This window comes from Streptomyces sp. NPDC046859, from assembly GCF_040645135.1.
Lineage (GTDB): Bacteria > Actinomycetota > Actinomycetes > Streptomycetales > Streptomycetaceae > Streptomyces.
Window position 1 is genome coordinate 1 of sequence record NZ_JBEYXR010000028.1, and the last position, 23,940, is coordinate 23,940.

14 protein-coding genes are annotated in these 23,940 nt (G+C 72.9%); 3 read left to right on the forward strand and 11 right to left on the reverse strand.

The features are described from left to right. Together ABZ899_RS30195 and ABZ899_RS30200 are read right to left on the reverse strand one after the other, a co-directional pair. Positions 1-752 (reverse strand): maltotransferase domain-containing protein (locus ABZ899_RS30195; RefSeq protein ID WP_361352084.1); only part of this gene is annotated, 752 nt, incomplete at its 3' end. Positions 753-1,015: 263 nt separating this feature from the next. Continuing rightward, on the reverse strand, positions 1,016-2,218 hold the full coding sequence (locus ABZ899_RS30200; RefSeq protein WP_361352087.1) for a S8 family peptidase: 1,203 nt from the start codon (positions 2,216-2,218) through the stop codon (positions 1,016-1,018). 321 nt (positions 2,219-2,539) lie between these two features. Here ABZ899_RS30200 and ABZ899_RS30205 point away from each other — a divergent pair, with 321 nt between their 5' ends. Together ABZ899_RS30205 and ABZ899_RS30210 are read left to right on the forward strand one after the other, a co-directional pair. Continuing rightward, positions 2,540-5,158 carry a glycosyltransferase family 1 protein gene (locus ABZ899_RS30205; RefSeq protein ID WP_361352090.1) on the forward strand — a complete coding sequence of 873 codons (2,619 nt, stop codon included), beginning with the start codon at positions 2,540-2,542 and terminating at the stop codon, positions 5,156-5,158. A 119-nt stretch (positions 5,159-5,277) separates the two neighbouring features. Then, positions 5,278-5,967 (forward strand): hypothetical protein, encoded by a 690-nt coding sequence (locus ABZ899_RS30210; RefSeq protein ID WP_361352093.1) that lies wholly within the window; start codon positions 5,278-5,280, stop codon positions 5,965-5,967. Between the two features lie 30 nt (positions 5,968-5,997). On the opposite strand, the gene ABZ899_RS30215 is transcribed toward ABZ899_RS30210, so the two are convergent. From ABZ899_RS30215 to glgX, 9 genes are all read right to left on the reverse strand, one after another. Further along, complete coding sequence (locus ABZ899_RS30215) at positions 5,998-6,510, reverse strand: DUF1990 domain-containing protein (RefSeq protein ID WP_361352095.1); 513 nt, start codon at positions 6,508-6,510, stop codon at positions 5,998-6,000. A gap of 71 nt (positions 6,511-6,581) precedes the next feature. Continuing rightward, on the reverse strand, positions 6,582-8,240 hold the full coding sequence (locus ABZ899_RS30220) for a M4 family metallopeptidase (protein ID WP_361352098.1): 1,659 nt from the start codon (positions 8,238-8,240) through the stop codon (positions 6,582-6,584). 213 nt (positions 8,241-8,453) lie between these two features. Next, positions 8,454-10,502 carry a M4 family metallopeptidase gene (locus tag ABZ899_RS30225; RefSeq protein WP_361352101.1) on the reverse strand — a complete coding sequence of 683 codons (2,049 nt, stop codon included), beginning with the start codon at positions 10,500-10,502 and terminating at the stop codon, positions 8,454-8,456. Positions 10,503-10,774: 272 nt separating this feature from the next. Beyond that, positions 10,775-12,805, reverse strand: coding sequence for an NAD(+) synthase (locus tag ABZ899_RS30230; RefSeq protein WP_361352104.1), 2,031 nt, complete (start codon positions 12,803-12,805; stop codon positions 10,775-10,777). Between the two features lie 103 nt (positions 12,806-12,908). Further along, the gene (locus ABZ899_RS30235; RefSeq protein WP_361352107.1) at positions 12,909-14,687 is read right to left on the reverse strand and encodes an ABC transporter ATP-binding protein; all 1,779 of its coding nucleotides are present in this window, start codon (positions 14,685-14,687) and stop codon (positions 12,909-12,911) included. After that, positions 14,684-16,396: an ABC transporter ATP-binding protein gene (locus ABZ899_RS30240; protein ID WP_361352109.1), complete on the reverse strand. Its 1,713-nt coding sequence runs from the start codon at positions 16,394-16,396 to the stop codon at positions 14,684-14,686. The genes ABZ899_RS30235 and ABZ899_RS30240 overlap by 4 nt, the downstream gene beginning before the upstream one ends. 43 nt (positions 16,397-16,439) lie before the next feature. Next, on the reverse strand, positions 16,440-18,293 hold the full coding sequence (locus tag ABZ899_RS30245; RefSeq protein ID WP_361352111.1) for an ABC transporter ATP-binding protein: 1,854 nt from the start codon (positions 18,291-18,293) through the stop codon (positions 16,440-16,442). Next, positions 18,290-20,074 carry an ABC transporter ATP-binding protein gene (locus ABZ899_RS30250; protein ID WP_361352114.1) on the reverse strand — a complete coding sequence of 595 codons (1,785 nt, stop codon included), beginning with the start codon at positions 20,072-20,074 and terminating at the stop codon, positions 18,290-18,292. The genes ABZ899_RS30245 and ABZ899_RS30250 overlap by 4 nt, the downstream gene beginning before the upstream one ends. 187 nt (positions 20,075-20,261) lie before the next feature. Next, on the reverse strand, positions 20,262-22,517 hold the full coding sequence (gene glgX, locus ABZ899_RS30255) for a glycogen debranching protein GlgX (RefSeq protein ID WP_361352117.1): 2,256 nt from the start codon (positions 22,515-22,517) through the stop codon (positions 20,262-20,264). Positions 22,518-22,675: 158 nt separating this feature from the next. Between glgX and ABZ899_RS30260 the strand changes: the two genes are divergently transcribed. Next, positions 22,676-23,923: an Ig-like domain-containing protein gene (locus tag ABZ899_RS30260; RefSeq protein WP_361352120.1), complete on the forward strand. Its 1,248-nt coding sequence runs from the start codon at positions 22,676-22,678 to the stop codon at positions 23,921-23,923. The last annotated feature ends 17 nt before the right edge of the window (positions 23,924-23,940 follow it).

Below are 23,940 nucleotides of genomic sequence, written 5' to 3' on the forward strand. Positions count from 1 at the left end.
AAGAACTCGTACCACGCCCCGTACAGGGCGCGTTCGCGCTCCACCAGCAACGGCAGCGGCTCCGACGCCGTCACCAGATCACGCAACGGATACCGGGCCAGGACGTCGTCGACCTCGGGGGTCAGCGCGGCCGACAGCCGCCAGGCGGCCGGGCGGCTCTCGTCCCGGAGCGCCTCGGCGGCCCGCAGGACCACTGTCCGTCCCGGGCCCTCGGGCACCCCGGCGGCGGCGCGTTCGTGCAGGCGCGCGCCCTCCTCCAGCACCAGGTCGGTGTCGATGCCGGCCGGGATCTTGATCTGGGCGTGGTGCCGCCAGGTGGTGACCGGATCGCTCCACGCCTCCACCCGGTAGGTCCAGTGGCCGGGCGCGTCCGGTGTCACGGTGGCGCCCCAGCGGTCGGTGCCCGGCGCGAGTTCGCGCATCGGCGTCCACGGACCCGGGCGGCCCTTCGGATCGGTCAGCACGACGTTGGCGGCGACCGCGTCATGGCCCTCCCGGAACACGGTGGCGGTGACCATGAAGGACTCGCCGGTCACCGCCTTGGCGGGCCTGCGCCCGTGCTGCACGACCGGACGGACGTCGAGGACAGGTATGCGCCCGATCCCGTCCGCCGCCCCGGCCGGGACAGGCCGCGGCGCCGGTGGTCCCGGCTCGGCGGCGGCGCCACGGACCGGTGGGGCTTCGGCGCGGGACGTCGGGTTCTCGGCGCGGGATGTCGGGGGTGAGGACGACTGGTGGTGCTTGGCGGGCATGACCGCTCCTGTCCGCGTCATCGGTGGTGGGCGGATGGCAATGGGGAGGTGGGTCCTGCGGTGTGACGGTGTCGCTGTCGGATGCGCCCCGTGGGGGTGTGCGCCCGGGAGCGCACGGGTGGGGCGTACCGGAGGAGCCTTCCCACCCTATTCGGGTGTGCAATCCGGCACTTTGTTAACTACTCACGCGTATGTCTACGCACAAGACCGGTCCCGTTCCGGACGAACGGGACCGGTCCCCGTGGTCCGCGTCGACACGTCCGCTACGGCCGCGGAACCCGCAGGAGTTCGTCCGGCGACCCGGCCCCGCGGCCGGAGATCCTGCCGGACACGGACCGCGCCACCAGCGCCTTGGACACCTGCGCGGGTGTCGCCCCGCGATGTCCGGCCAGATACAGCGCGGCGGCGCCCGCGACGTGCGGCGACGCCATGGACGTGCCCGACCAGGTGGCCTTCGCGGTGTCGCTCGCGGGCGACGCCGAGGTGATCGACACGCCCGGGGCGAACAGGTCGAGGGCCGGGCCGTGGTTGGAGAAGCCCGCCCGCCGGTCGGTGCGGTCGGTGGCGCCCACGGTGATGGCCTGGGCCACCCCGGCGGGGGAGTACAGCGCGGCGGGCTGCCCGGCGTTGCCCGCCGCGACCGTGTAGGTGACGCCGGAGGCCACGGAGTTGCGTACGGCGGCGTCCAGTTGGCTGTTGCGGGGCCCACCCAGACTCACGTTCGCCACGGCCGGCTTCCGCGCGTTCCGGGTCACCCAGTCGATGCCCGCGATGACGTCGGCGGTGCTGCCGCCGCCCGTGTCGTCCAGCACGCGCACCGACACGACCTGCGCCTTCTTGGCGACGCCGTACCGGGCGCCCGCGATCGTGCCGGCGACGTGGGTGCCGTGGCCGTTGCCGTCGCCGGCGGTCCGGTCGTCGTCCACGAAGTCCCAGCCGTACGCCGCCCGGCCGCCGAAGTCCCGGTGCGAGACGCGGACGCCGGTGTCGATGACGTACACCGTCACACCGGCCCCCGCGGACCGCGGCCACCGGTAGCTGTCGTTCAGCGGGAGATTGGCCTGATCGACGCGGTCGAGTCCCCAGGACGGCGGATTCCTCTGCGTGTCCTCCAGCGTCACCCGGGTGTCCTGCGCGACCGAGGCGACCCGGGGGTCGGCCGCGAGCCGCCTGGCCTGTCTCGCGTCGGCGTGGATGGCCCAGCCGTTGAGGACCGTGCCGTACGTATGGCTGATTTCCACCCCGTACCGCGCGGCGAGGCTCCTTCCGGCCGCCGACAGGGCCGGCGTCCCCTGTCTGAGTGTCACCACGTAGCTGCCGCCGACGGCGCCGGGCAGCCCGGCACCCCGTATCCGCCCCTCCGGTGCGGCGTGCGCGGGCGCGGTGACGGCCGAGAGCGCGGCGACACAGGTCACCGCGGTCAGGCCGGACGCCCAGCGCAGACGCCGTGTACGCGTCCGTGCCATGGTGTTGGCTTCCCCTCCTCGACTCGGCGCACGGCGGCCCTGGAACACCCGGTGCACCCGGCGTGGGCCGGCGCGCCACCCGTCACCCTCTCCCGATGCGAGAAGGCGCCACAAGGACGCCTACGGGGGTGGAACCGGCCATATCCGCCATGGCCGGACGCGTAAAGGTTGCGTCCACTTTCGGACGGGCATCCGCCGTACGACGCGCCCGGGCTACGCAAAACGCACGGTGGTGACGAAGCCCCGCATACCGATACCGTCGGTGGCCCACGGGACCCACACCGCCGTGTGTCCCCTGCCACGTGCTGCCCGAGGTGGAAAGTGAAGGCGATCCGTCGGTTCACCGTCCGTCCTGTCCTCCCCGAACCCCTGCGGCCCCTCAGCGATCTGGCGCGCAACCTGCGCTGGTCCTGGCACGCGCAGACCCGCGAACTCTTCCGCTCCGTCGACCCCGGGCGCTGGGCCGCCTCGGGCGACGACCCCGTACGCCTGCTGGGCAGCGTCCCGCCCGCACGGCTCGCGGAGCTGGCCGCGGACGAGTCCTTCCTGGAGCGGCTGGCCACCGCCGCCCGCGAGCTCGACGACTACGTCACCGGCGAGCGCTGGTACCAGCAGCAGCCCGCCGGACTGCCCGCGGCCATCGCCTACTTCTCGCCCGAGTTCGGCATCACGGCCGCCCTGCCCCAGTACTCCGGCGGTCTCGGCATCCTCGCCGGCGACCACCTGAAGGCCGCGAGCGACCTCGGCGTCCCCCTGATCGGCGTCGGCCTGCTGTACCGGCACGGGTACTTCCGCCAGAGCCTGTCCCGGGACGGCTGGCAGCAGGAGCACTACCCGGTGCTCGACCCCAACGAGCTGCCGCTCGCCCTGCTGAAGGAGGCCGACGGCACACCCGCCCGGATCCGGCTGGCGCTCCCCGGCGGCCGGTCGCTGCACGCCCGCGTCTGGCTGGCCCAGGTCGGCCGGGTCCCGCTGCTGCTGCTCGACTCCGACGTCGAGGAGAACGACCTCGGCGAACGCGGCGTGACCGACCGGCTCTACGGCGGCGGCAGCGAGCACCGGCTGCTCCAGGAGATGCTCCTCGGCATAGGAGGGGTGCGGGCCGTGCGGACGTACTGCCGGCTCACCGGCCACCCCGCGCCGGAGGTCTTCCACACCAACGAGGGCCACGCCGGCTTCCTCGGCCTGGAGCGCATCGCCGAACTGTGCGCACGGGACCTCGACTTCGACGCGGCGCTGGAGGCCGTCCGGGCGGGCACGGTGTTCACCACGCACACCCCCGTCCCGGCCGGCATCGACCGGTTCGACCGCGAACTGGTCGCCCGCCACTTCGGGCCCGACGCCGAACTGCCCGGCCTCGACGTCGCCCGCATCCTCCAGCTCGGCATGGAGACCTACCCCGGCGGCGAGGCCAACCTGTTCAACATGGCCGTGATGGGCCTGCGCCTGGGCCAGCGGGCCAACGGCGTGTCCCTGCTGCACGGCAACGTCAGCCGCGAGATGTTCTCCGGGCTGTGGCCGGGCTTCGACCCCGACGAGGTCCCGATCACCTCCGTCACCAACGGGGTGCACGCCCCGACCTGGGTCGCCCCCGAGGTGTTCCGCCTCGGCGCCGACCGGATCGGCGCCCGGCGCATGGAGGACGCGCTCACCGTGGGCGGCTCCGACCGCTGGGACGCCGTCGCCGACATCCCCGACCAGGACGTCTGGGACCTGCGCCGGGTGCTGCGCGAACAACTGGTGCAGGAGGTGCGCGAGCGGCTGCGCGCCTCGTGGCGGCAGCGGGGCGCCGGGACCGCCGAACTCGGCTGGATCGACTCGGTCCTCGACCCCGACGTCCTCACCATCGGCTTCGCCCGCCGGGTCCCCTCGTACAAGCGGCTGACGCTGATGCTGCGGGACCCCGACCGGCTGATGAGCCTGCTGCTCCACCCGGAGCGGCCCGTGCAGATCGTGGTCGCCGGCAAGGCGCACCCGGCGGACGACGGCGGCAAACGGCTCGTCCAGGAACTGGTGCGGTTCGCGGACGACCCGCGGGTGCGCCACCGCATCGTCTTCCTGCCGGACTACGGCATGGCGATGGCCAAGAAGCTCTACCCCGGCTGCGACATCTGGCTGAACAACCCGCTGCGGCCCCTGGAGGCGTGCGGCACCTCCGGCATGAAGGCGGCGCTCAACGGCTGCCTCAACCTGTCCGTCCTGGACGGCTGGTGGGACGAGTGGTACCAGCCCGACTTCGGCTGGCCGATCCCCACGGCCGACGGCACCGGCACGGACCCCGACCGCCGGGACGACATAGAGGCCGCGGCGCTGTACGACCTGCTGGAGGAGAGGGTCACGCCCCGCTTCTACGAGCGCGGACGGGACGGCCTGCCGGACCGCTGGATCGAGATGGTCCGCCGGACGCTGACCCTGCTCGGCCCGAAGGTGCTGGCCGGACGGATGGTCCGCGAGTACGTCGACCGCCTCTACACCCCGGCCGCGCACGCCCACCGCGCGATGACCCCGGACGCGGCACGTGAGCTGGCGGGCTGGAAGGCCCGGGTGCGCGCGGCGTGGCACGCTGTCACCGTCGACCACGTCGAGACGTCGGCCGCGGAGCCGACCGCGGAGCTCGGCTCGACGCTGAGCCTGCGTGTGCGGGTCGGCCTCGGCGAGCTGGGCCCGGAGGACGTGGAGGTGCAGGCCGTCTCGGGCCGGGTCGACGGGGAGGACCGGATCGCGGACGCCTCGACGGTGCCGCTGAAACCGGTGGGCAGCCCCGACGCGGAGGGCCGCTGGGTCTACGAGGGCCCGCTCTCCCTGGACCGCACGGGCCCCTACGGCTACACGGTCCGCATCCTTCCCTCCCACCGCCTCCTCGCCTCGAGCGCCGAACTCGGCCTGCTGGCGGTGCCCTCGCAGGAGACGGGGGAGGGGGGCGGGGTGCTGCTGCGCTGACCCGGCCCGGACCGGCCCGGACGTGATCCCCCCCACCACGGAGGGGGCGAACCCTGTGAGAATGGGGGGCGCTTCACCGTGGAGAGGGGGATCTCATTCAGTCGGTCCTGGGGAACATCGTGATCGGGTTGGTGACCAGCCTGCTCGGTGGAGGTTTCGTCTGGCTGTGGGAGCGGCTCAAGCGCGCCCGGGCGGTGAACAGGAGAGCGGCCTTCTTCGGTGTCCGGCCGGGTGAGACGTGCCTGATCGTGCTGGGCGACAAGCACAACGCGTCGGGCACCGCCGCCTACCGGGACGTGCGGGCCGTCGTCGAACTGACGCTGCTGATCGGCGAGCTGGGGTGCAGGGCCTCCGTCGAGTCCGGAGCCTTCCGCGGTGGCAACGGCGATCGTACGGAGTTCTGCGTCGGCGGCCCTGCCGGCGGCTCCAATCCCCGCACCGGCGGGCATCTCGCCGCCCATCTGCCCGGGGTCACCATCCACCCCTACGACCGCGCCCGGCCGGAGTCGGTGGCCATCGAGGTCGGAGGGGAGAAGTTCCTCTTCGACCACGGCAACCAGGAGTACGCCCTGGTGGCCAAGTTCACCCCCGCCGAGTCCGGCCGACCCGTGTTCCTGGTGGCCGGGCAGTCGTCCGTGGCCAATCTGGCGGCCATCCACTTCCTGCGCCGGGACTACGCGCGGGTGGCGGAGCGGCTGCCGTCGGTGGAGCGGTTCTGCCTGCTGATCCGGGTGTCCGACATCCGCACGTACGAGTTCCACCGGGCGACCCTGGAACGGGACGTCACCGCCGCCGCGTTCGGGTGGTGAGGGCAGACACTCGCCGTGGCCCGGCGAGCGTCATGTGCCGTCTCCGCACAGCCTTCGCAGCACCGCCCCGCACCGTCGTGCGTACGCGTGCTGGAGGCCGCGGGTGGCGGGGCCGCCCGCGCGGGAGTACCACTTGGCCGGGCGGCTGAAGGCGTTCACGGTCAGCCAGACCGTGCCGTCGCCGGTGCGCTCCACCAGGAAGGCCTCCTCGCCGCACTCGGGGTGGCCGGTCAGGGTGCCGTAGGCCCAGCCGGTCCTGCGGTACTCCTCCACCGTCCACACGACCCGGCAGGGCGCCTTGATCACGCCGGCGAGGGTGACCGTGACGTCGACGTCGGTGGCCGCGCGGTCGGCCGAGGCGTCGACGCCGACGCCCATCGCGCGGTGCATCTCCCAGGTCATCACCGCGTCGGCGGCTCTGCGGAAGACGTCCTCGCCCTCGCCCACGCGGGTGCGCACATGGAGGGGGTGGAAGCCGGACGGGCAGAAACCGGTCTCCCGGGTCGCTCCGACGTCGTCGTACGTGAAAGGCCCCAAAGACATAGCTCCCAAGAGTAGGGCGGCACCCGGGACGCGTTCGTCCCGGGTGCCGCCCGCCGGTCAGGAGGACCGGGTCAACTCACGTTGACCGCTGCCCAGGCGGCGGTCACCGCCTTGTACTCGGTGCTGGTGGAGCCGTACAGGGCGGACGCCGCGTTCAGCGTCGCCGTGCGGGCGCCCGCGTAGTTCGTCGTCGACGTCATGTACGACGTCAGCGCCTTGTACCAGATCTGCACGGCCTTGGCGCGGCCGATGCCGGTGACCGTCGAGCCGTTGGAGGTGGGGGAGTTGTAGCTCACCCCGTTGATCGTCCGGGCGCCGCTGCCCTCCGCGAGGAGGAAGAAGAAGTGGTTCGCGGGGCCCGAGGAGTAGTGCACGTCGAGGTTCTTCAGGCTCGACGACCAGTTGTCGGCGGACGCGCCGTCCTTGCTGGGCTTGTCCATGTAGCGCAGCGGCGTGCCGTCGCCGTTGATGTCGATCTTCTCGCCGATGAGGTAATCGCCGGCGTCGGAGGAGTTCGCCGCGTAGAACTCCACCGCCGTGCCGAGGATGTCCGAGGTGGCCTCGTTGAGGCCGCCGGACTCGCCCGAGTAGTTCAGGCCCGCGGTGTTGGAGGTGACGCCGTGCGTCATCTCGTGGCCGGCCACGTCCAGCGAGGTCAGCGGGTGGGTGTTGCCCGTGCCGTCGCCGTACGTCATGCAGAAGCAGCTGTCGGACCAGAACGCGTTGACGTAGGCGTTCCCGTAGTGCACGCGGGAGTAGGCGGCCCTGCCGTCGTTCTTGATGCCGTTGCGGCCGAAGGTGTTCTTGTAGAAGTCCCAGGTGACCTGGGCGCCGTAGGCGGCGTCCACTGCGGCCGTCTGGTCGCTGGTCGAGCTGGAGGCGCTGCCGGTGCCCCAGACGTCGTCCGCGTCGGTGAACAGGGTGCCTGTGGCCGAGCTGGTGCTGCGCGCCTTGTTGTACGTCTTGTGGCCGCCGCGCGAGGTGTCGTACAGCTGGTACGTCGACCCCGACGCGGTGGTGCCGAGGGTGACGGTGCCCGAGTACAGGCTCTTGCCGCTGCCGGTCTCGACGCCCTGGAACTCGTAGAGCTTCTCGCCGGTGGCGGCGTCGGTGACGACGTGCAGCTCGTTCGGGGTGCCGTCCTCCTGGAGGCCGCCGACGACCGTCTCGTACGCGAGGGTCGGCTTGCCGCTCGCCGCCCAGATCACCTTGCGGGGGGCGCGGTCGGCCTCGGTCCGCTCGGCGCCGGCCGCCTCGGCCCGCTTCAGGGCCTGGCCCTCGGCCTTCGCGGCGCTGATCGCCGGCTTCAGCGAGGACACCGTGATGGCGGCCTTCGTCGCCTTGGTCACGCCCTTGCGCGCGCCGGACGCCGACTCGTGGACGACCAGGTCGCCGCCGAGGACGGGGAGTCCGGCGTAGGTGCGCTCGTAGCGGGTGTGGACGGAGCCGTCGGCGTCCTTGACGACGTCTCTGACGACCAGCTTCTCCTGGGCGCCGAGGCCGAGTTCCTCGGCGGTCCCGGCGGCGTCGGCCTGCTGGTCCTGGATCAGGGCGGTGCGTGCCGCGGGCGCCAGGGCGACCGGGACGGCGAGCGGGGTGGCCTCGGCGCCGGCGGCGGGGGCCGCGGACGACGTCCCGGTGGTCAGGGCGGTGGTGAGGAGTGCCCCGGCCGCGACCGCGGTGGATATGGCCAGGGTGGTGCGCTTGCGACGCGCGTAGAGGGGGGTCACACGGGCTCCTTGGTGGGGGAAGGACGGGAGTTCTGTGCGGCGGGTGGTGGAAGAGTGACATCTAAGTCGCGTACATGTCATGAGGCCGCGATGATGTTGACCTGAATTTGACCGTCCGGTCAATGTTTCTGATATGTGAACGGGCGCCGCCCCGGCGGGAGTTGAACCCACCGGGACGGCGCCCCGTACCGGGATGCGCCGTGTGCGTGCGGCCTACGGGAAGGTCAGCTTCCAGCTGTTGATGTAGCCGGTGTCGAGCGACGCGTTGTCCTGGACCCGCAGATTCCAGACACCGTTGGCGGCCTCGGAGGAGGCGTTCACGGTGTACGTGGTGTCGATGTTGTCCGCGCTGCCGCCGGTGCCGTAGGCCTTGAGGACGTACACGCTGCCGTCGGGCGCGACGAGGTCGACCTTGAGGTCACCGATGTAGGTGTGGACGATGTTCACACCGACCTGGAGGTTGGACGGCGCGTTGCCGGTCCGCCCCGACACCGTGATCGGCGAGGTGACCGCCGAGCCCCGGTCCGGGATGGCGACGTCCGCCGTGTTCTCGAAGGTGGTGCCGCCACCGCCGCCCCCGTCGGAGCGCGTACCGACGTTGACGCCCGCCCAGGCGTCCTGGACCGCCTTGTACTCGGCGCTGGTGGTGCCGTACAGCTCACCGGTCGCGGCCAGGGTGCCGGTGCGGGCGGCCGCGTAGTTGGTGTTCGAGGTGAACTTCGTGGTCAGTGCGCGGAACCAGATCTTCTCCGCCTTGGCGCGGCCGACGCCGGTGACCGGAAGGCCGTCCGAGGTGGGCGAGTTGTAGGTGACACCGTTGATGGTCTTGGTGCCGCTGCCCTCGCTCAGCAGGTAGAAGAAGTGGTTCGCGGGGCCGGACGAGTAGTGCACGTCGACCGAGCCGATGCCCGAGTACCAGGAGTCCTTGGACGCGCCGTCCTTGCTCGGCTTGTCCATGTACCGCAGCGGCGAGCCGTCGCCGTTGATGTCGATCTCCTCGCCGATGAGGTAGTCGCCCACGTCGGAGGAGTTGTTGGCGTAGAACTCGACGGTCGAGCCGAAGATGTCGGAGGTCGCCTCGTTCAGGCCGCCGGACTCGCCGCTGTAGACGAGGCCCGCGGTGTTGGAGGTGACGCCGTGCGTCATCTCGTGGCCGGCCACGTCGATCGAGGTCAGCGGGTGCGTGTTGCCGGAGCCGTCGCCGTACGTCATGCAGAAGCAGCTGTCGGACCAGAACGCGTTCACGTAGTTGTTGCCGTAGTGGACGCGGGAGTAGGCGCCGACGCCGTCGCCCCGGATGCCGCTGCGGCCGTGCACGTTCTTGTAGTAGTCCCACGTCAGCGCGGCGCCGTAGTGCGCGTCGGCCGCCGCGGTCTCCGCGTTGGACGGCGAGCCGTTGCCCCACACGTCGTCGGCGCCGGAGAAGAGCGTCCCGGTGCCCGAGGTGCCGCGGTTGAGGTTGTACGTCTTGTGGCCTCCGCGCGCGCCGTCGGTCAGGTTGTACGTCGACCCCGACTGCGTGGTGCCGAGCGTCACCGTGCCGCTGTACATCGTGTTGCCGGTGCCGGTCTCGATGCCCTGGTACTCGTAGAGCTTCTCGCCGGTGGCGGCGTCGGTGACGACGTGCAGCTCGTTCGGGGTGCCGTCCTCCTGGAGGCCGCCCACGACCGTCTCGTACGCGAGGGTCGGCTTGCCGCTCGCCGCCCAGATCACCTTGCGCGGCGCCTTGTCGACGTCCGCGGTCCTGGCGTCGCCGGCCTTCGCCGCGGCCAGCGCCTGCTTCTCGGCCTTCGCGGCGGGGACGGCGGCGGTCGTGGTGGCCGGCTCGATCGCGGCGCGGGTCGCCTTCACGACGTCCTTGGTGGCGCCGGACCTCGTGGTCTCCACGACCAGGTCGCCGCCGAGGACGGGCAGGCCGTCGTAGGTGCGCTCGTAGCGGGTGTGGACCGTGCCGTCGCCGTCCTTGACGACGTCACGGACGACCAGCTTCTCCTTGACGCCGAGGCCCAGGTCCTTCGCGGTCTCCGCCTTGGTGGCGTTGGCCTCGCGTATCAGTTCGGCGCGCTGGGCGGGGGTGAGCTTGACCGACTCCGCGCCCGGGAGCACCTGGCCGGCGGCCTGCGGCGCCCGGGGCGGGGCCGCGGTCGCGGCGCCCGTCTGGACGGCTGCCGCGACGAGCGCGGCGACGCCGACGAGGGCCACGGCGGCGGCCCGGCGGCGGGGGGTGTGGGGAGTGCGTCTGTGGGAGGACCTGTCTCTCAACACTGACTCCTTCTGCGCGGCCGCGGATCACGCGGCCAGGGGAGACCGGCCGGCGGGTGGGCCGTCCGGGCAGATCGTGGTGGTACGCAGAACGACGTGCGCGTGCGGAGCTCGGCCGCGGCCACCGCCGTGCGGCGGGGCTGTGGGGTTGCTGTATCGCGGCCGTGGGAAGAGTGGCAGGTGATTGCGGTTTCTGTCAGGGGCGCGTCAGGAAGTTGGCCGGAAATCGTTCGTTGTCCGGGAGTTCACGTTCGATAAACGGACTGGCCGCCTCAGACGTCGATCTGCTCCAGATCGCGCAGCCACGCCCGCGCGTTGCCGTCGGAGGGTGCCCGCCAGTCGCCGCGCGGGGAGAGCGAACCGCCGGCCGACACCTTCGGGCCGTTCGGCATCGCGGACCGCTTGAACTGTGCGAATGCGAAGAAGCGACGGCAGAAGACCTCCAGCCAGCGCCGGATCTCCGCCAGGTCGTACGCCCCCCGCTTGGCCTCGGGGAAGCCGGGCGGCCAGGCACCGGCCTCCGCGTCGTGCCAGGCGTGCCAGGCCAGGAAGGCGATCTTCGACGGCCGGAAGCCGTACCGCAGCACGTGGAAGAGCGTGAAGTCGTGCAGCGCGTACGGCCCGATCTTCGACTCCGTCGACTGCATCTCCTCGCCCGGCACCAGCTCCGGGCTGATCTCGGTGTCCAGGATCGCGGTCAGCGTGCGGCCGGTCTCCTCCTCGAACTGGCCGGAGGCGACGACCCAGCGGATCAGGTGCTGGATCAGCGTCTTCGGCACCCCGCCGTTGACGTTGTAGTGGCTCATCTGGTCGCCGACGCCGTACGTCGACCAGCCGAGCGCCAGCTCCGACAGGTCACCCGTGCCCAGCACGATCCCGCCGCGCTGGTTCGCCAGCCGGAACAGGTAGTCGGTGCGCAGACCGGCCTGCACGTTCTCGAAGGTGACGTCGTACACCGGCTCGCCGGACGCGAACGGGTGCCCCATCTCCTGCAGCATCAGCCGCGCGGTGGCCGTGATGTCGAGCTCCGCAGCCGTGACGCCCAGCGAGTTCATCAGCTTGTGGGCGTTGTCCTTGGTGTGGTCGCTGGTGGCGAAGCCCGGCAGCGTGAACGCCAGGATGTCGCTGCGCGGCCGGCCCGCCCGGTCCATCGCGCGGGCCGCGACGATGAGCGCGTGCGTGGAGTCCAGACCACCGGACACGCCGATGACGACCTTCGGGTTCCCGATCGCGGCCAGCCGCTGCTGGAGCCCCGCGACCTGGATGTTGTACGCCTCGTAGCAGTCCAGCGCGAGGCGGTCGGCGTCCGCGGGGACGAACGGGAAGCGCTCCAGCCGGCGCCGCAGGCCCAGGTCGCCGGCCGGCGGGTCCAGCACGAACGCGATCCGCCGGAAGTCACCGGTGCGCCCGGCGTGGGTGCGCCGGTTGTCGTCGAACGTGCCCATCCGCAGGCGCTCCTGGCGCAGCAGGTCCAGGTCGACGTCGGCCACCGCGAACTGGTCGTCGGCGGAGAAACGGTCCGTCTCCGCGAGGAGCACGCCGTTCTCGTAGATCATCGTCTGCCCGTCCCAGGACAGGTCCGTGGTCGACTCGCCCAGACCGGCCGCCGAGTAGACGTACGCCGCCAGACAGCGCGAGGACGCCGAACGGCACATCAGCCGGCGGTCCTCGGCCCGGCCCACCGTGATCGGGCTGCCCGACAGGTTCGCGAGCACCGTCGCACCGGCCAGCGCCGCCTCCGCGCTCGGCGGCACCGGCACCCACATGTCCTCGCAGATCTCCGCGTGCAGCACCAGCCCCGGCACGTCCCGCGCCTCGAAGAGCAGGTCGACCCCGAACGGGACCTCCTCGCCGCCGATCCGGATGGTGCCGCCGCGCTCGTCGTCCCCGGCCGCGATCTGCCGCTTCTCGTAGAACTCGCGGTAGTTCGGCGGGTACGACTTCGGCGCCACGCCGAGGATCCGGCCCCGGTGCACGACGACCGCGCAGTTGTAGACCCGGTTCCGGTGGCGCAGCGGGGCGCCCACCACCAGCACCGTCAGCAGGTCCGCCGAGCCCGCGACCACCGTGTCCAGCGCCCGCTCCACGTCGTCGAGCACCACGTCCTGGAGCAGCAGGTCCTCGATGGAGTAGCCGGTCAGCCCCAGCTCGGGGAAGACGGCGACCGCCACCCCCTCCTCGGCGCACCGCCGCGCCTGCCGCAGGGCGGACTCCGCGTTGGCCTGCGGGTCGGCGAGGACGGTGTGGCCCGTGCACGCGGCCACGCGCGCGAAGCCGTGCTGGTAGATCGACCAGAAGTTCAATGGACCGTGCTTTCTGCTGGGCGTTCCGCGGTCTGTCAGGCCTCTAGTACCCCGTCGAGCATAAATCTTCCGATCATGCGCCCCCGGATCCGGGTTCCCGGCTTCAGGCGGGCCGCTCCCCGTGCCAGGACCGCCACAGCGCCGCGTACGCGCCGCCGGCCGCGACCAGCTCCTCGTGCGTGCCCAGCTCGGTGAGCAGACCACCCTCCATCACGGCCACCCGGTCGGCGTCGTGCGCGGTGTGCAGCCGGTGGGCGACGGCGATGACCGTACGGCCCCGCAGCACGGCGGCCAGCGCCCGCTCGGTGTGCCGGGCGGTCGTCGGGTCGAGCAGGGCCGTGGCCTCGTCGAGGATGAGGGTGTGCGGGTCGGCCAGCACCACCCGCGCCAGGGCGAGCTGCTGCGCCTGCGAGCCGTCCGTGGGGCTGCCCCCGTCGCCGAGCCGGGTGTCCAGGCCGGCGGGCAGCTCCCGCACCCAGCCGTCGGCGCCGACCGCGGTGAGGGCGGCCCACAGCGCGTCGTCCGGCGCGGACGGCTCGGCGATCCGGAGGTTGTCGCGGACCGTGCCGAGGAAGACGTGGTGCTCCTGCGTCACCAGGACGACCTGACGGCGCAGCTCCTCCGGGCCCAGCTCGGCCACGGGCACCCCGCCGACCGTCACCGAGCCGGCGGTCGGCGCGTCCACGCCCGCCAGCAGCCGGCTCAGCGTCGACTTCCCGGCGCCCGACGGGCCGACGACGGCCAGGCGTTCGCCGGGCCGCACCGCCAGATCGACACCGCCGAGGACCTCGCCGCCCCGGTCGTAGGCGTAGCGCACGCCCGTCACGTCGATCCGGTCGCCCTCGGGGGACGGACCGGCCGCGTCCGCCGCCTGCGGGGCGCGGGCCAGCCCCTCCACCCGGGCGAACGAGGCGCCGCTGCTCTGCAGTTGCTCCACCCGCATCAGGATCTCGTCCAGCGGGCCGGTCATCTGCTGGAGGTACAGCGCCGCCGCGACCACCGTGCCCAGGCTGACCGCGCCGTGCGCGTGCAGCGCCCCGCCGGTGAGCAGGACCGTCACCACCGGCACCAGATAGGCGATCTCGACCGACGGGAAGAACACCGAGCGCAGGAAGAGGGTGTGCAGCCGGGCGCGGCGCGAGACGTCCAGCGCGTCACGGCTCGCCGCCACCCGCCGGCGCTCCAGCCGCAGCGCCTCCACGGTGCGGGCGCCGGACGCGGTGGCCGCGAGGATCTCGGCGACGTCGGAGTTGGCCGCGCCCTCCGCGAGGTAGCCGGCGCGGGCCCGGCGCAGGTACCAGCGCAGCGCCGGCCACAGCACGGCCAGGCCGAGCAGCCCGCAGGCGCCGAGCAGGGGGTCCAGCACGACCATCGCGACCAGCAGGAACAGCACCTGCACGCCGTTGATGAGCAGTTCGGGCCCGGCGTCCCGCAGGGTGGTGCCGACGGCGGTCACGTCCGCGGTGCCGCGCGCCGTCAGATCACCGGTGCCGGCCCGCTCCACGACCGACGCGGGCAGCGCGAGCGTACGGCGGACGTACTCCTCGCGGACCCGGGCGAGGGTGCGTTCGCCGAAGCGGTGGCCCACGTAGCGGGCCCAACGGGCCAGGAGCAGCTGTGTCAGCGCCGCCACGAGGATGGCCAGGGCCAGCCGGTCCACCACCGGCACCCCGGAGCCCGCCCGGACCCCGTCGACGATGCGGCCGAGCAACCAGGGCGCGGCCAGACCGGCGAGCGCCGCGGCCGCGTTCAGGGCGAGCACGGCGGTGAAGGCCCGGGCGTCGGAGCGGATCAGGCGGGCGGTGGCCCGGCGGACGTCCGCGGGCCCCGCCACCGGAAGGGCCCCCCGCGGAGCCTGCTGAGCGTGTTGTCCGTCCGTCACCGCACGACCTCCTCGGCGTCCTCGTCCCTGGCCACCAGGGACCGGTATCCGGGCTCGCCGTCCAGCAGGGCGCGGTGGGTCCCGGTGGCCGCCACCTTGCCGTCGACCAGGTAGTGCACGACGTCCGCGCGGTCCAGGACGAGCGGGGACGTCGTGGTGACCACGGTGGTGCGGCCGGCGCGGTCGGCGCGCAGCCGCTCCGCGACCCGCGCCTCCGTGTGCGCGTCCAGCGCCGACGTGGGCTCGACGGCCAGCAGCACCTCCGGATCGGCCAGCAGCGCACGCACCAGACGGACCCGCTGGCGCTGCCCGCCGGACAGATTGCGGCCCTGCGCGTCGACCGGGGAGTCCAGGCCGTCCGGCAGACCGCGGACGATGTCCTCGGCGACGGCGGTGCGCAGAGCCCGGCCGATCGCCGCCTCGTCCCGGTCGGTGTGCCCGGACACGAGCTCGCGCAGCGGGCCCGCGAACAGGTCCGCCTCGTGATCGGCCACCAGGATGCGCTCCCGCACCCGCGCCGCCGGGATCTCGGCCAGCGGTACGCCGCCCCAGGTCGCCGCCGACGGCGTGTACCGGCCGAGGCGGTCGACGACGGCCGCCGCGTCGGCGGGCCGCGCCCCGGCCAGCGCCGTCAGCCGGCCCGGAAGGACGCGCACCCCGGACTCGGGGTCGTGCAGCGGCGCCGGTTCGGCGGGCGCGTCCCGGGTGCCGGTGTCCTCCATCGGCTCCAGCCGCAGGAACCGCACGACCCGCCGGGCCGCCACCACCCCCCGGCTGACCTGGTAGCCGCACTCGATGAAGAACGCCACCGGCGCCACCAGCACCGCGACATAGCCGTACACCGACACCAGCTCGCCGACCGTGATCGCGCCCTGCGCGGCGAGCCGGGCCGCCAGCCAGGTCACCACCGCCAGGAACAGCGTCGGCAGCCCCACCCCGAGCGCCTGCACCCAGCTGGTCACCGCGCCCACCCGGTATCCCTGCGCCCGCAGCCGCTGCGAGTCGCGCCGGAAGGCGTCCGCGACCAGGCCCTTGCCGCCGAGGCCGTTGAGGACGCGCAGTCCGCCCGCCAGGTCGGTGATCCGCGCGGTCAGCACCCCCTGGAGCTCCCGGTACTCCGTCTCCGTGCCCTGCAGCCGTCCCAGCAGCGGCCCGACCAGGACCCCGATCAGAGGCATCCCCAGCAGCACCACGAACGCGATCGGCACCGACACGGACACCAGCAGCCCGGCGACCACCAGATAGGCGACGACCGCGCCCACTCCCGGCCCGACGACGGTCAGGGACGTGCTGATGGTCTGGACGTCGCCCACCCCGATGGTGACGACCTCCCCGGCGCCGATCCGGCGCGGCAGCGCCGCACCCAGGCGCACCGCGTGGTCGACCAGCACCTTGACCGTGCGGAAGTTGGCGTCCATCCGCACCCGGGTCATCGTGCGGTGCCGCATGATGCTCAGCCAGGCGTTGAACGCGCCCACCACGAACAGGGCGGCCGTCCAGCCCCACAGCGCGCGCCGGTCACCGTCCGCGAGCCCGTCGTCCACGGCACGCGACAGCAGGTAGGGGGTGGCGGCCAGCAGCACCATCCACACGCTGGAGATCAGCGCCCCGGCGGCGGACCGCGCCGCCTGCCGCCGCACCAGCCACCCCAGATACCGCCGGCCGCCCCGCCGGTCGGGCTCGCCCGGGTCCCCGTACGCGTCGATCATCGTCCCCCGCATCCCGTCCGCCGTCCGCACGCCGCCCGGCGCCTCACGCCAGGCTGTCCCGCCACGCCCGGTGCAGGTCCGCGAAGCGGCCCGTGCCCGCGACGAGACCGGCCGGCGCGCCGTCCTCGACGATCCTGCCCTGCTCCATGACCAGCACCCGGTCGGCGATCTCCACCGTGGACAGCCGGTGGGCGATGACGACGGCCGTGCGGCCCCGCAGGACCGTCGCCATCGCGCGCTGCACGGCCTGCTCACCGGGGATGTCCAGCGAGCTGGTCGCCTCGTCGAGGATCAGCACCGCCGGATCGGCGAGCAACGCCCGCGCGAACGCCACGAGTTGCCGCTGTCCCGCCGAGATACGGCCGCCCCGCTTGCGCACGTCGGTGTCGTAGCCGTCGGGCAGGGCGGTGATGAAGTCGTGCGCCCCGATGGCCTTCGCCGCCCGCTCGATCTCCTCACGGGTCGCGTCCGGCCGCCCGATCGCGATGTTCTCGGCGACCGTGCCGGAGAACAGGAACGCCTCCTGCGTCACCATGACCACCCCGCGCCGCAGCTCGGGCGCCGCGAGGTCGCGCAGGTCCACGCCGTCCAGCAGGACCCGCCCCTCGGACGGGTCGTAGAACCGGGCGAGCAGCTTGGCCAGCGTCGACTTGCCCGCCCCCGTGGAGCCCACGACCGCCACGGTCCGCCCGGCGTGCAGGGTGAGGTCGAAGCGGGGCAGCACCTCGCCGCCGGTGCGGTAGGCGAACCGGACGCCGTCGAAGACGACCTCGCGGCCGGGGTGCCCGCCCACCCGCGCCGGGAGTTCCTTCGGGCTGGCCGGATCCGGCACGGACGGCGTCTGCGCCAGCAGACCGGCGATCTTCTCCAGGGACGCCGCCGCCGACTGGTACGAGTTGAGGAACATGCCGAGCCGGTCGATCGGGTCGTACAGCCGCCGCAGGTACAGCACGGCCGCCGCCAGCACTCCGAGGGCCAGCGTGCCGCCCGCGACCCGGTGGGCGCCCCACAGCACCATCCCCGCGACCGCGGTGTTGGCGACCAGCCGGGACCCGACGACGTACCGGGCCATCTCCAGCAGGGCGTCGCCGTTGGTGCGCTCATGCCGGTGGTTGAGGACCCGGAAGTCGGCGTCGTTGGCGCGCTCGCGGCGGAACGCGCGCACCGGGCGGATGCCGTTCATCGTCTCCACGAACTTCACGATGACGGCCGCGATCGCGGTGGACCGCTGGGTGTACACGCGCGCGGCCCGCCGCCGGTAGGAGCGCACGAGCAGGTACAGCGGCACGAGGGAGGCCACGGCCACCGCGCCCAGCCCGAGGTCCAGCCACAGCAGCATCGCCGAGATGTAGACGAACGACAGGACGACGGTGACGAGTTCCTGCAGGCCCTCGTCGAGCAGCTCGCGCAGCGACTCGACGTCCGTGGTGGAGCGGGAGATCAGCCGGCCCGAGGTGTAGCGCTCGTGGAAGTCGACGCTCAGCGCCTGCGCGTGGCGGAAGATACGGCCCCGCAGATCGAGCAGCACGTCCTGGTTCACCCGGGCGGACGCGCGGAAGAACGCGTACTGCAGGCCGCCGGAGGCCACCGCGCACAGCAGATAGCCGGCCGCGACCGCGATCAGCGGCCCCAGGTCGTCGCGCCGGAACGCCGGCACCGCCGAGTCGATGGCGTACGCCACCAGCAACGGCCCCGCCTGCACGGCCGCCTGCTGGAGCAGCAGCAACAGCGTGGTCACGACGACCCGGGCCTTCATCGGGGCCAGCAGGGACCGCAGCAGCGCGGCCGTGGCACCCGGCGGCGAGGGCAGGGCGTCGTGGTCGAACGGGTCGTCCGGACTTCCGGTGCGCTCGTCCGGGCGGCCCGTGCCCGGCGGGGTGGCGGTCGTCGCCGTCATCGGGCGGCCTCCTCGGTTCCGGCCATGAGATGCGCGTACTCGGCGTTGTCCCGCAGCAGTTCGTGATGGGTCCCGACCGCGGCGACGCGGCCCCCGGAGAGGAGGGCGACGCGGTCCGCCAGCAGGACCGTCGACGGGCGGTGCGCCACGATCAGGGCGGTGGTCTCGGCGAGCACGTCCCGCAGGGCGGCCTCGACCAGCGCCTCGGTGTGCACGTCCAGGGCGGACAGCGGGTCGTCCAGCACGAGGAAGCGGGGCCGGCCCACCACCGCGCGGGCGAGCGCGAGACGCTGGCGCTGGCCGCCGGACAGGCTCAGCCCCTGCTCACCCACCTGGGTCGCGGTGCCCTGCGGCAGGTCGTGCGCGAAGCCCGCCTGCGCGACCGCCAGGGCCCGCTCCAGCTCGGGGTCACCGGCGTCCGCCGCCGCTCCCATGAGAACGTTGTCCGCGACGCTCGCGGAGAACAGGGTGGGCTCCTCGAAGGCGACGGCCACCAGGGCGCGCAGCTCCTCGCGCGGCATCGCCGTGATGTCCCGGCCGTCCAGGGTGATGCGGCCGGACGTCAGCTCGTACAGCCGGGGCACCAGCGCCGTCAGCGTCGTCTTGCCGCTGCCGGTCGCGCCGACCAGCGCCATGGACTCGCCGGGCCGGATGTGCAGGTCGACGCCGTCCAGGACGGGCGGCGAGCCCTCGGGAGCGTCCGGGTAGCGGAAGCGCACGCCCTCGAAGCGCAGCCCCCGGCCGGTTCCGTCCTGCGGCGCCTGCGCCACCTCGCGGCCCTCGGGCACCGCGTCCATGACCTCGAAGTACCGCTCGGTCGCCGTGGCCGCCTCCTGGCTCATCGCCAGCAGGAAGCCGATCGAGTCCACGGGCCAGCGCAGCGCCAGCGCCGTCGACAGGAACGCCACCAGGGTGCCCGCCGAGAGGTCGCCGTCGGCGACCCGCACCGTGCCCAGCACCAGGGCCGCGCCGATGGCCAGCTCGGGGAGCGTGATGATGACGGCCCAGATCGTCGCCAGCAGCCGTGCCTTGTGCAGCTCCGTGCCGCGCAGCGTCCGCGCCATCTCCCGGAACGCCCGGGCCTGGCTGCGGTGCCGCCCGAACCCCTTGATGATCCGGATGCCGAGCACGCTCTCCTCGACGAGCGTCGTCAGATCGCCGACCTGGTCCTGCGCGCGCCGCGCCACCAGCGCGTACCGCTTCTCGAAGACGACGCACATGACCATCACGGGCACCGCCGGCACCAGGATCACCAGCCCGAGCGTGACGTCCTGGACCAGCATGATGACGACGCCCGCCAGGATCGTCACACTGTTGACCAGCAGGAACGTCAGCGGGAACGCCAGGAACATCCGCACCAGCATCAGATCGGTGGTGCCGCGCGACAGCAGCTGCCCCGACGCCCACCGGTCGTGGAACGCCACCGGCAGCCGCTGCAGATGCCGGTACAGCTCCGCGCGCATCGACGCCTCGACCCCGGCCAGCGGCCGCGCCACCAGCCAGCGCCGCAGCCCGAACAGCACGGCCTCCCCTATGCCGAGGAGCAGCAGGAACAGCGCGCCGAGCCACACCCCCGCCGGGTCGCGTTCGGTGACCGGGCCGTCCACCATCCACTTCAGGACCAGCGGGATGACCAGCGCCAGACAGGAGGCGACGACGGCCACGGCGGCTGCGGTGAACCACCGCGCACGCACCGGCCGCACGTACGGCCACAAGCGCAGCAGCGTGCGCACGGCGGATCGGTCGGACCTGCTCCCCGGGGTTTCACGTGTAGTGGCCATCAGCAGCGAGCCTACGGATCGCCACTGACACTTCCCACCGAGTTTTGGCCGGACCCCGGTCCGCCCCTGGTCCTACGACCTGCGTGTTCGACGGGCCGTACGCAGGACATGGGGCGAGCTCGTGCCCCGACCATCATCCGATCGGGGGATGCGTTCTCGAACGTGCGAGCGGGGCATCCCCGGCCGATCAGCCGGCCACCCGCAGCAGCAGCACGGCCCGCTCCGGCACGGTGATCTCCGTCCCCGCCGCATGCTCCACACCCGGCGGCCGGTCCTGCTCCTCCCGCGAGGTGTCGACCACCACCTCGTACCGCCGCGCCCAGGGCGCCCCCGGCAGGACGAACCGCACCGGCCGGTGGCCGGCGTGCAGGACCACGAGGAAGCTGTCGTCGAGGAAGGGCGCCCCCCGCTCGTCCCGGCCTGGGATGTCCCGACCGGACAGGTACATGCCCAGCGTGGCGGCCGGCGCGTACCAGTCCGCCTCCGTCATCTCCGCGCCGCTCGCGGTGAACCAGGCCAGGTCGCGCAGCCCGTCCGCCGAGTGCGGCCGGCCGGAGAAGAACGCGCGGCGGCGCAGCACGGGATGCCGGTGGCGCAGCGCGATCAGCCGCGCCGTCAGGTCGGACAGCGCCTTCCAGCCCGGCTCCTGGAGCAGTCCCCAGTCCAGCCAGCTGATCTCGTTGTCCTGGCAGTAGGCGTTGTTGTTGCCGCGCTGGGTGCGTCCCATCTCGTCGCCCGCCACCAGCATCGGCACACCCGTCGACAGCAGCAGTGTGGTCAGCAGGTTCCGCAGCTGGCGCCGCCGCAGCGCCAGGACGTCCGCGTCGTCCGTCTCGCCCTCGGCTCCGCAGTTCCAGGAGCGGTTGTCGTTCGAGCCGTCCCGGTTGCCCTCGCCGTTCGCCTCGTTGTGCTTGTGCTCGTAGGACACCATGTCCCGCAGCGTGAAACCGTCGTGCGCGGTCACGAAGTTCACCGAGGCGTAGGGCCTGCGCCCGCCCCACGCGTACAGGTCGCTCGACCCCGACAGGCGGTACCCGAGGTCCCGTACGTCCGGCAGCGCACCGCGCCAGAAGTCCCGCACGGCGTCGCGGTAGCGGTCGTTCCACTCCGTCCACAGCGGAGGGAAGGCGCCGACCTGGTAGCCGCCCGAGCCGACGTCCCACGGCTCGGCGATCAGCTTCACCCGCCGCAGCACCGGGTCCTGCGCGATCACGGCGAGGAACGGCGACAGCATGTCGACGTCGTGCATCGAGCGGGCCAGCGCGGCGGCCAGGTCGAACCGGAAGCCGTCCACGCCCATCTCCGTCACCCAGTACCGCAGCGAGTCGGTGATGAGCCGCAGGACGTGCGGCTGGACGACGTGCAGGGTGTTCCCGCAGCCCGTGTAGTCGGCGTAGCGGCGGGCGTCCGCCTGCAGCCGGTAGTAGCCCCGGTTGTCGATGCCCTTCAGCGACAGCGTCGGGCCCAGCTCGCCCGCCTCCGCCGTGTGGTTGTAGACGACGTCGAGGATGACCTCGATCCCGGCCGCGTGCAGGGCGCGCACCATCCGCTTGAACTCGCCGACCTGCTGGCCGGTCGTCCCCGAGGCGGCGTACGCGGCGTGCGGGGCGAAGTATCCGATGGAGTTGTAGCCCCAGTAGTTGCGCAGACCGCGCCGCAGCAGATGGTCCTCGTGCGCGAACTGGTGCACCGGCAGCAGCTCCACGGCCGTCACCCCGAGCTCCACCAGGTGCTCGATCGCCGCCGGATGCGCCAGGCCGGCGTAGGTGCCGCGCAGTTCGTCCGGGATGCCGGGGTGCAGCCGGGTGAAGCCGCGCACATGCAGCTCGTAGATCACCGAGTCGGCCCAGGGCGTCTTCGGGCGGCGGTCGTCCTGCCACTCGTCGTCCGGCGCGTCGTCGTGCACGACCACGCCCTTGGGGACGTACGGCGCCGAGTCCCGCTCGTCGCGCACGGTGTCCGCGACATGCTGCTGGGGCCAGTCCCGGACATGGCCGTACACCTCGGGCGGCAGGCCGAAGTCGCCGTCCACCGCGCGCGCGTACGGGTCGAGCAGCAGCTTCGCCGGGTTCCAGCGGGCGCCGGTCCACGGGTCCCAGCGGCCGTGCACCCGGTAGCCGTAGCGCTGCCCGGGCATCACCCCCGGCACGAAGCCGTGCCAGATCTCGTGCGTCAGTTCGGTCAGCTTGGCGCGCGTCTCCTTGCCCCGTTCGTCGAACAGGCACAGCTCCACGGCCTCCGCCCCGCCCGCCCACAGCGCGAAGTTGGTGCCCGCCACCCCGTCCGGGCCCACCCGGAAGCGGGCGCCGAGCGGCACCGGCGTGCCCGGCCACACGGGCACCCCCGGCGCCCTGCCGCGCGACCCGTTCACGACGGTGGCCGGGCGCCCCTCCTCAGCGGCGACCGCCCCGGCCACCGCCTCCTGCTCGGCTGCGCTCGACACCTGACGGCCTCCCACGGCTCAGGGACCACACACGTAAGGGAAGGGGGCCGCGGTCGTCCCGTGCCGCGGCCCCCCGTCGCGTCGTCTCCCCACTGTTCTGCCCACCGCGTAGCTCGCACTCACGTTTCCCCAGGGCCGCCCCCGTCGTTGGGGACTACGTGAGGCACGTACAAGGGCGCGCACGGCGCGCGGTGGCAGTGGCGGCCGCCGTACTGACATGGGCGGGACTGCTGGCCGGAGTGGCCGGCTGCACCGAGGACGGCGACGGCGCCGGGCTCGGCCAGGTGCTGAACAAGGCACCCGCGCCCGAGGACGTCATCCGGGTGACACCGGACGACGGCACCAAGGGCGCCTCCCCGGGCGACCGGCTGCTGGTCCGGGTGCGTAGCGGGCGCCTGGAGTCGGTGCGGGTGGTGAAGTCGCAGGACGCCGAGGACACGCCGGTGCCCGGGCACATCTCCAAGGACGGCCTGCGCTGGGAGCCCGACGAGCCCCGGCTCGCGCTGGCCGCCCGGTACACGGTCGACGCGGTGGCCCTCGACGGCCACGGACGCCGCAGCGCACGGCACACGACCTTCACCACGTACGTCCCCGAGAAGCGGTTCATCGGCTACGTCACCCCCGAGGACCGCGCGACCGTCGGCACCGGGATGATCGTCTCCCTGGAGTTCAACCGCGCGATCGCGCACCGGGCCGCCGTGGAGCGCGCGGTCCGGGTCACCGCCGAACCGCCCGTGGAGATCCGCCCGCACTGGTTCGGCGCCGCCCGCCTGGACTTCCGCCCCGAGCAGTACTGGAAGCCCGGCACCCGGGTCACCGTCGCGCTGCACCTGCGGGACGTCGAGGGTGCGCCGGACGTGTACGGCCTGCAGCGCAAGACGTTCTCCTTCACCGTGGGCCGCCACCAGGTGTCCGTCGTCGACGCGGCCCGGCACACCATGGAGGTACGGCGCGACGGCGCCCTCCTGACGACGGTGCCGGTCACCGCGGGCGCCCCGGCGACGACCACCTACAACGGCAAGATGGTGGTCACCGAGATGCTCGAACTGACCCGGATGAACGGTGCCACCGTCGGCTTCAAGAAGGCCGACGGCAAGGGCGAGTACGACATCCCCGACGTCCCGCACGCCATGCGCCTGACCGACTCGGGCACGTTCCTGCACGGCAACTACTGGGCGGACGCCTCCGTCTTCGGGCACAGCAACGTCAGCCACGGGTGCGTGGGTCTGCGGGACGTCAAGGGCGGCGGCTCCGACACCCCCGCGGGCTGGTTCTTCGACCGCAGCCTCATCGGGGACGTCGTCGAGGTCGTGCACAGCAACGACAAGCGGGTCGCCCCGGACAACGGCCTCGGGGGATGGAACATGACCTGGAAGGAGTGGAAGGCGGGGAGCGCCGTGAAGTAGGCGGCACACAGCGCCGG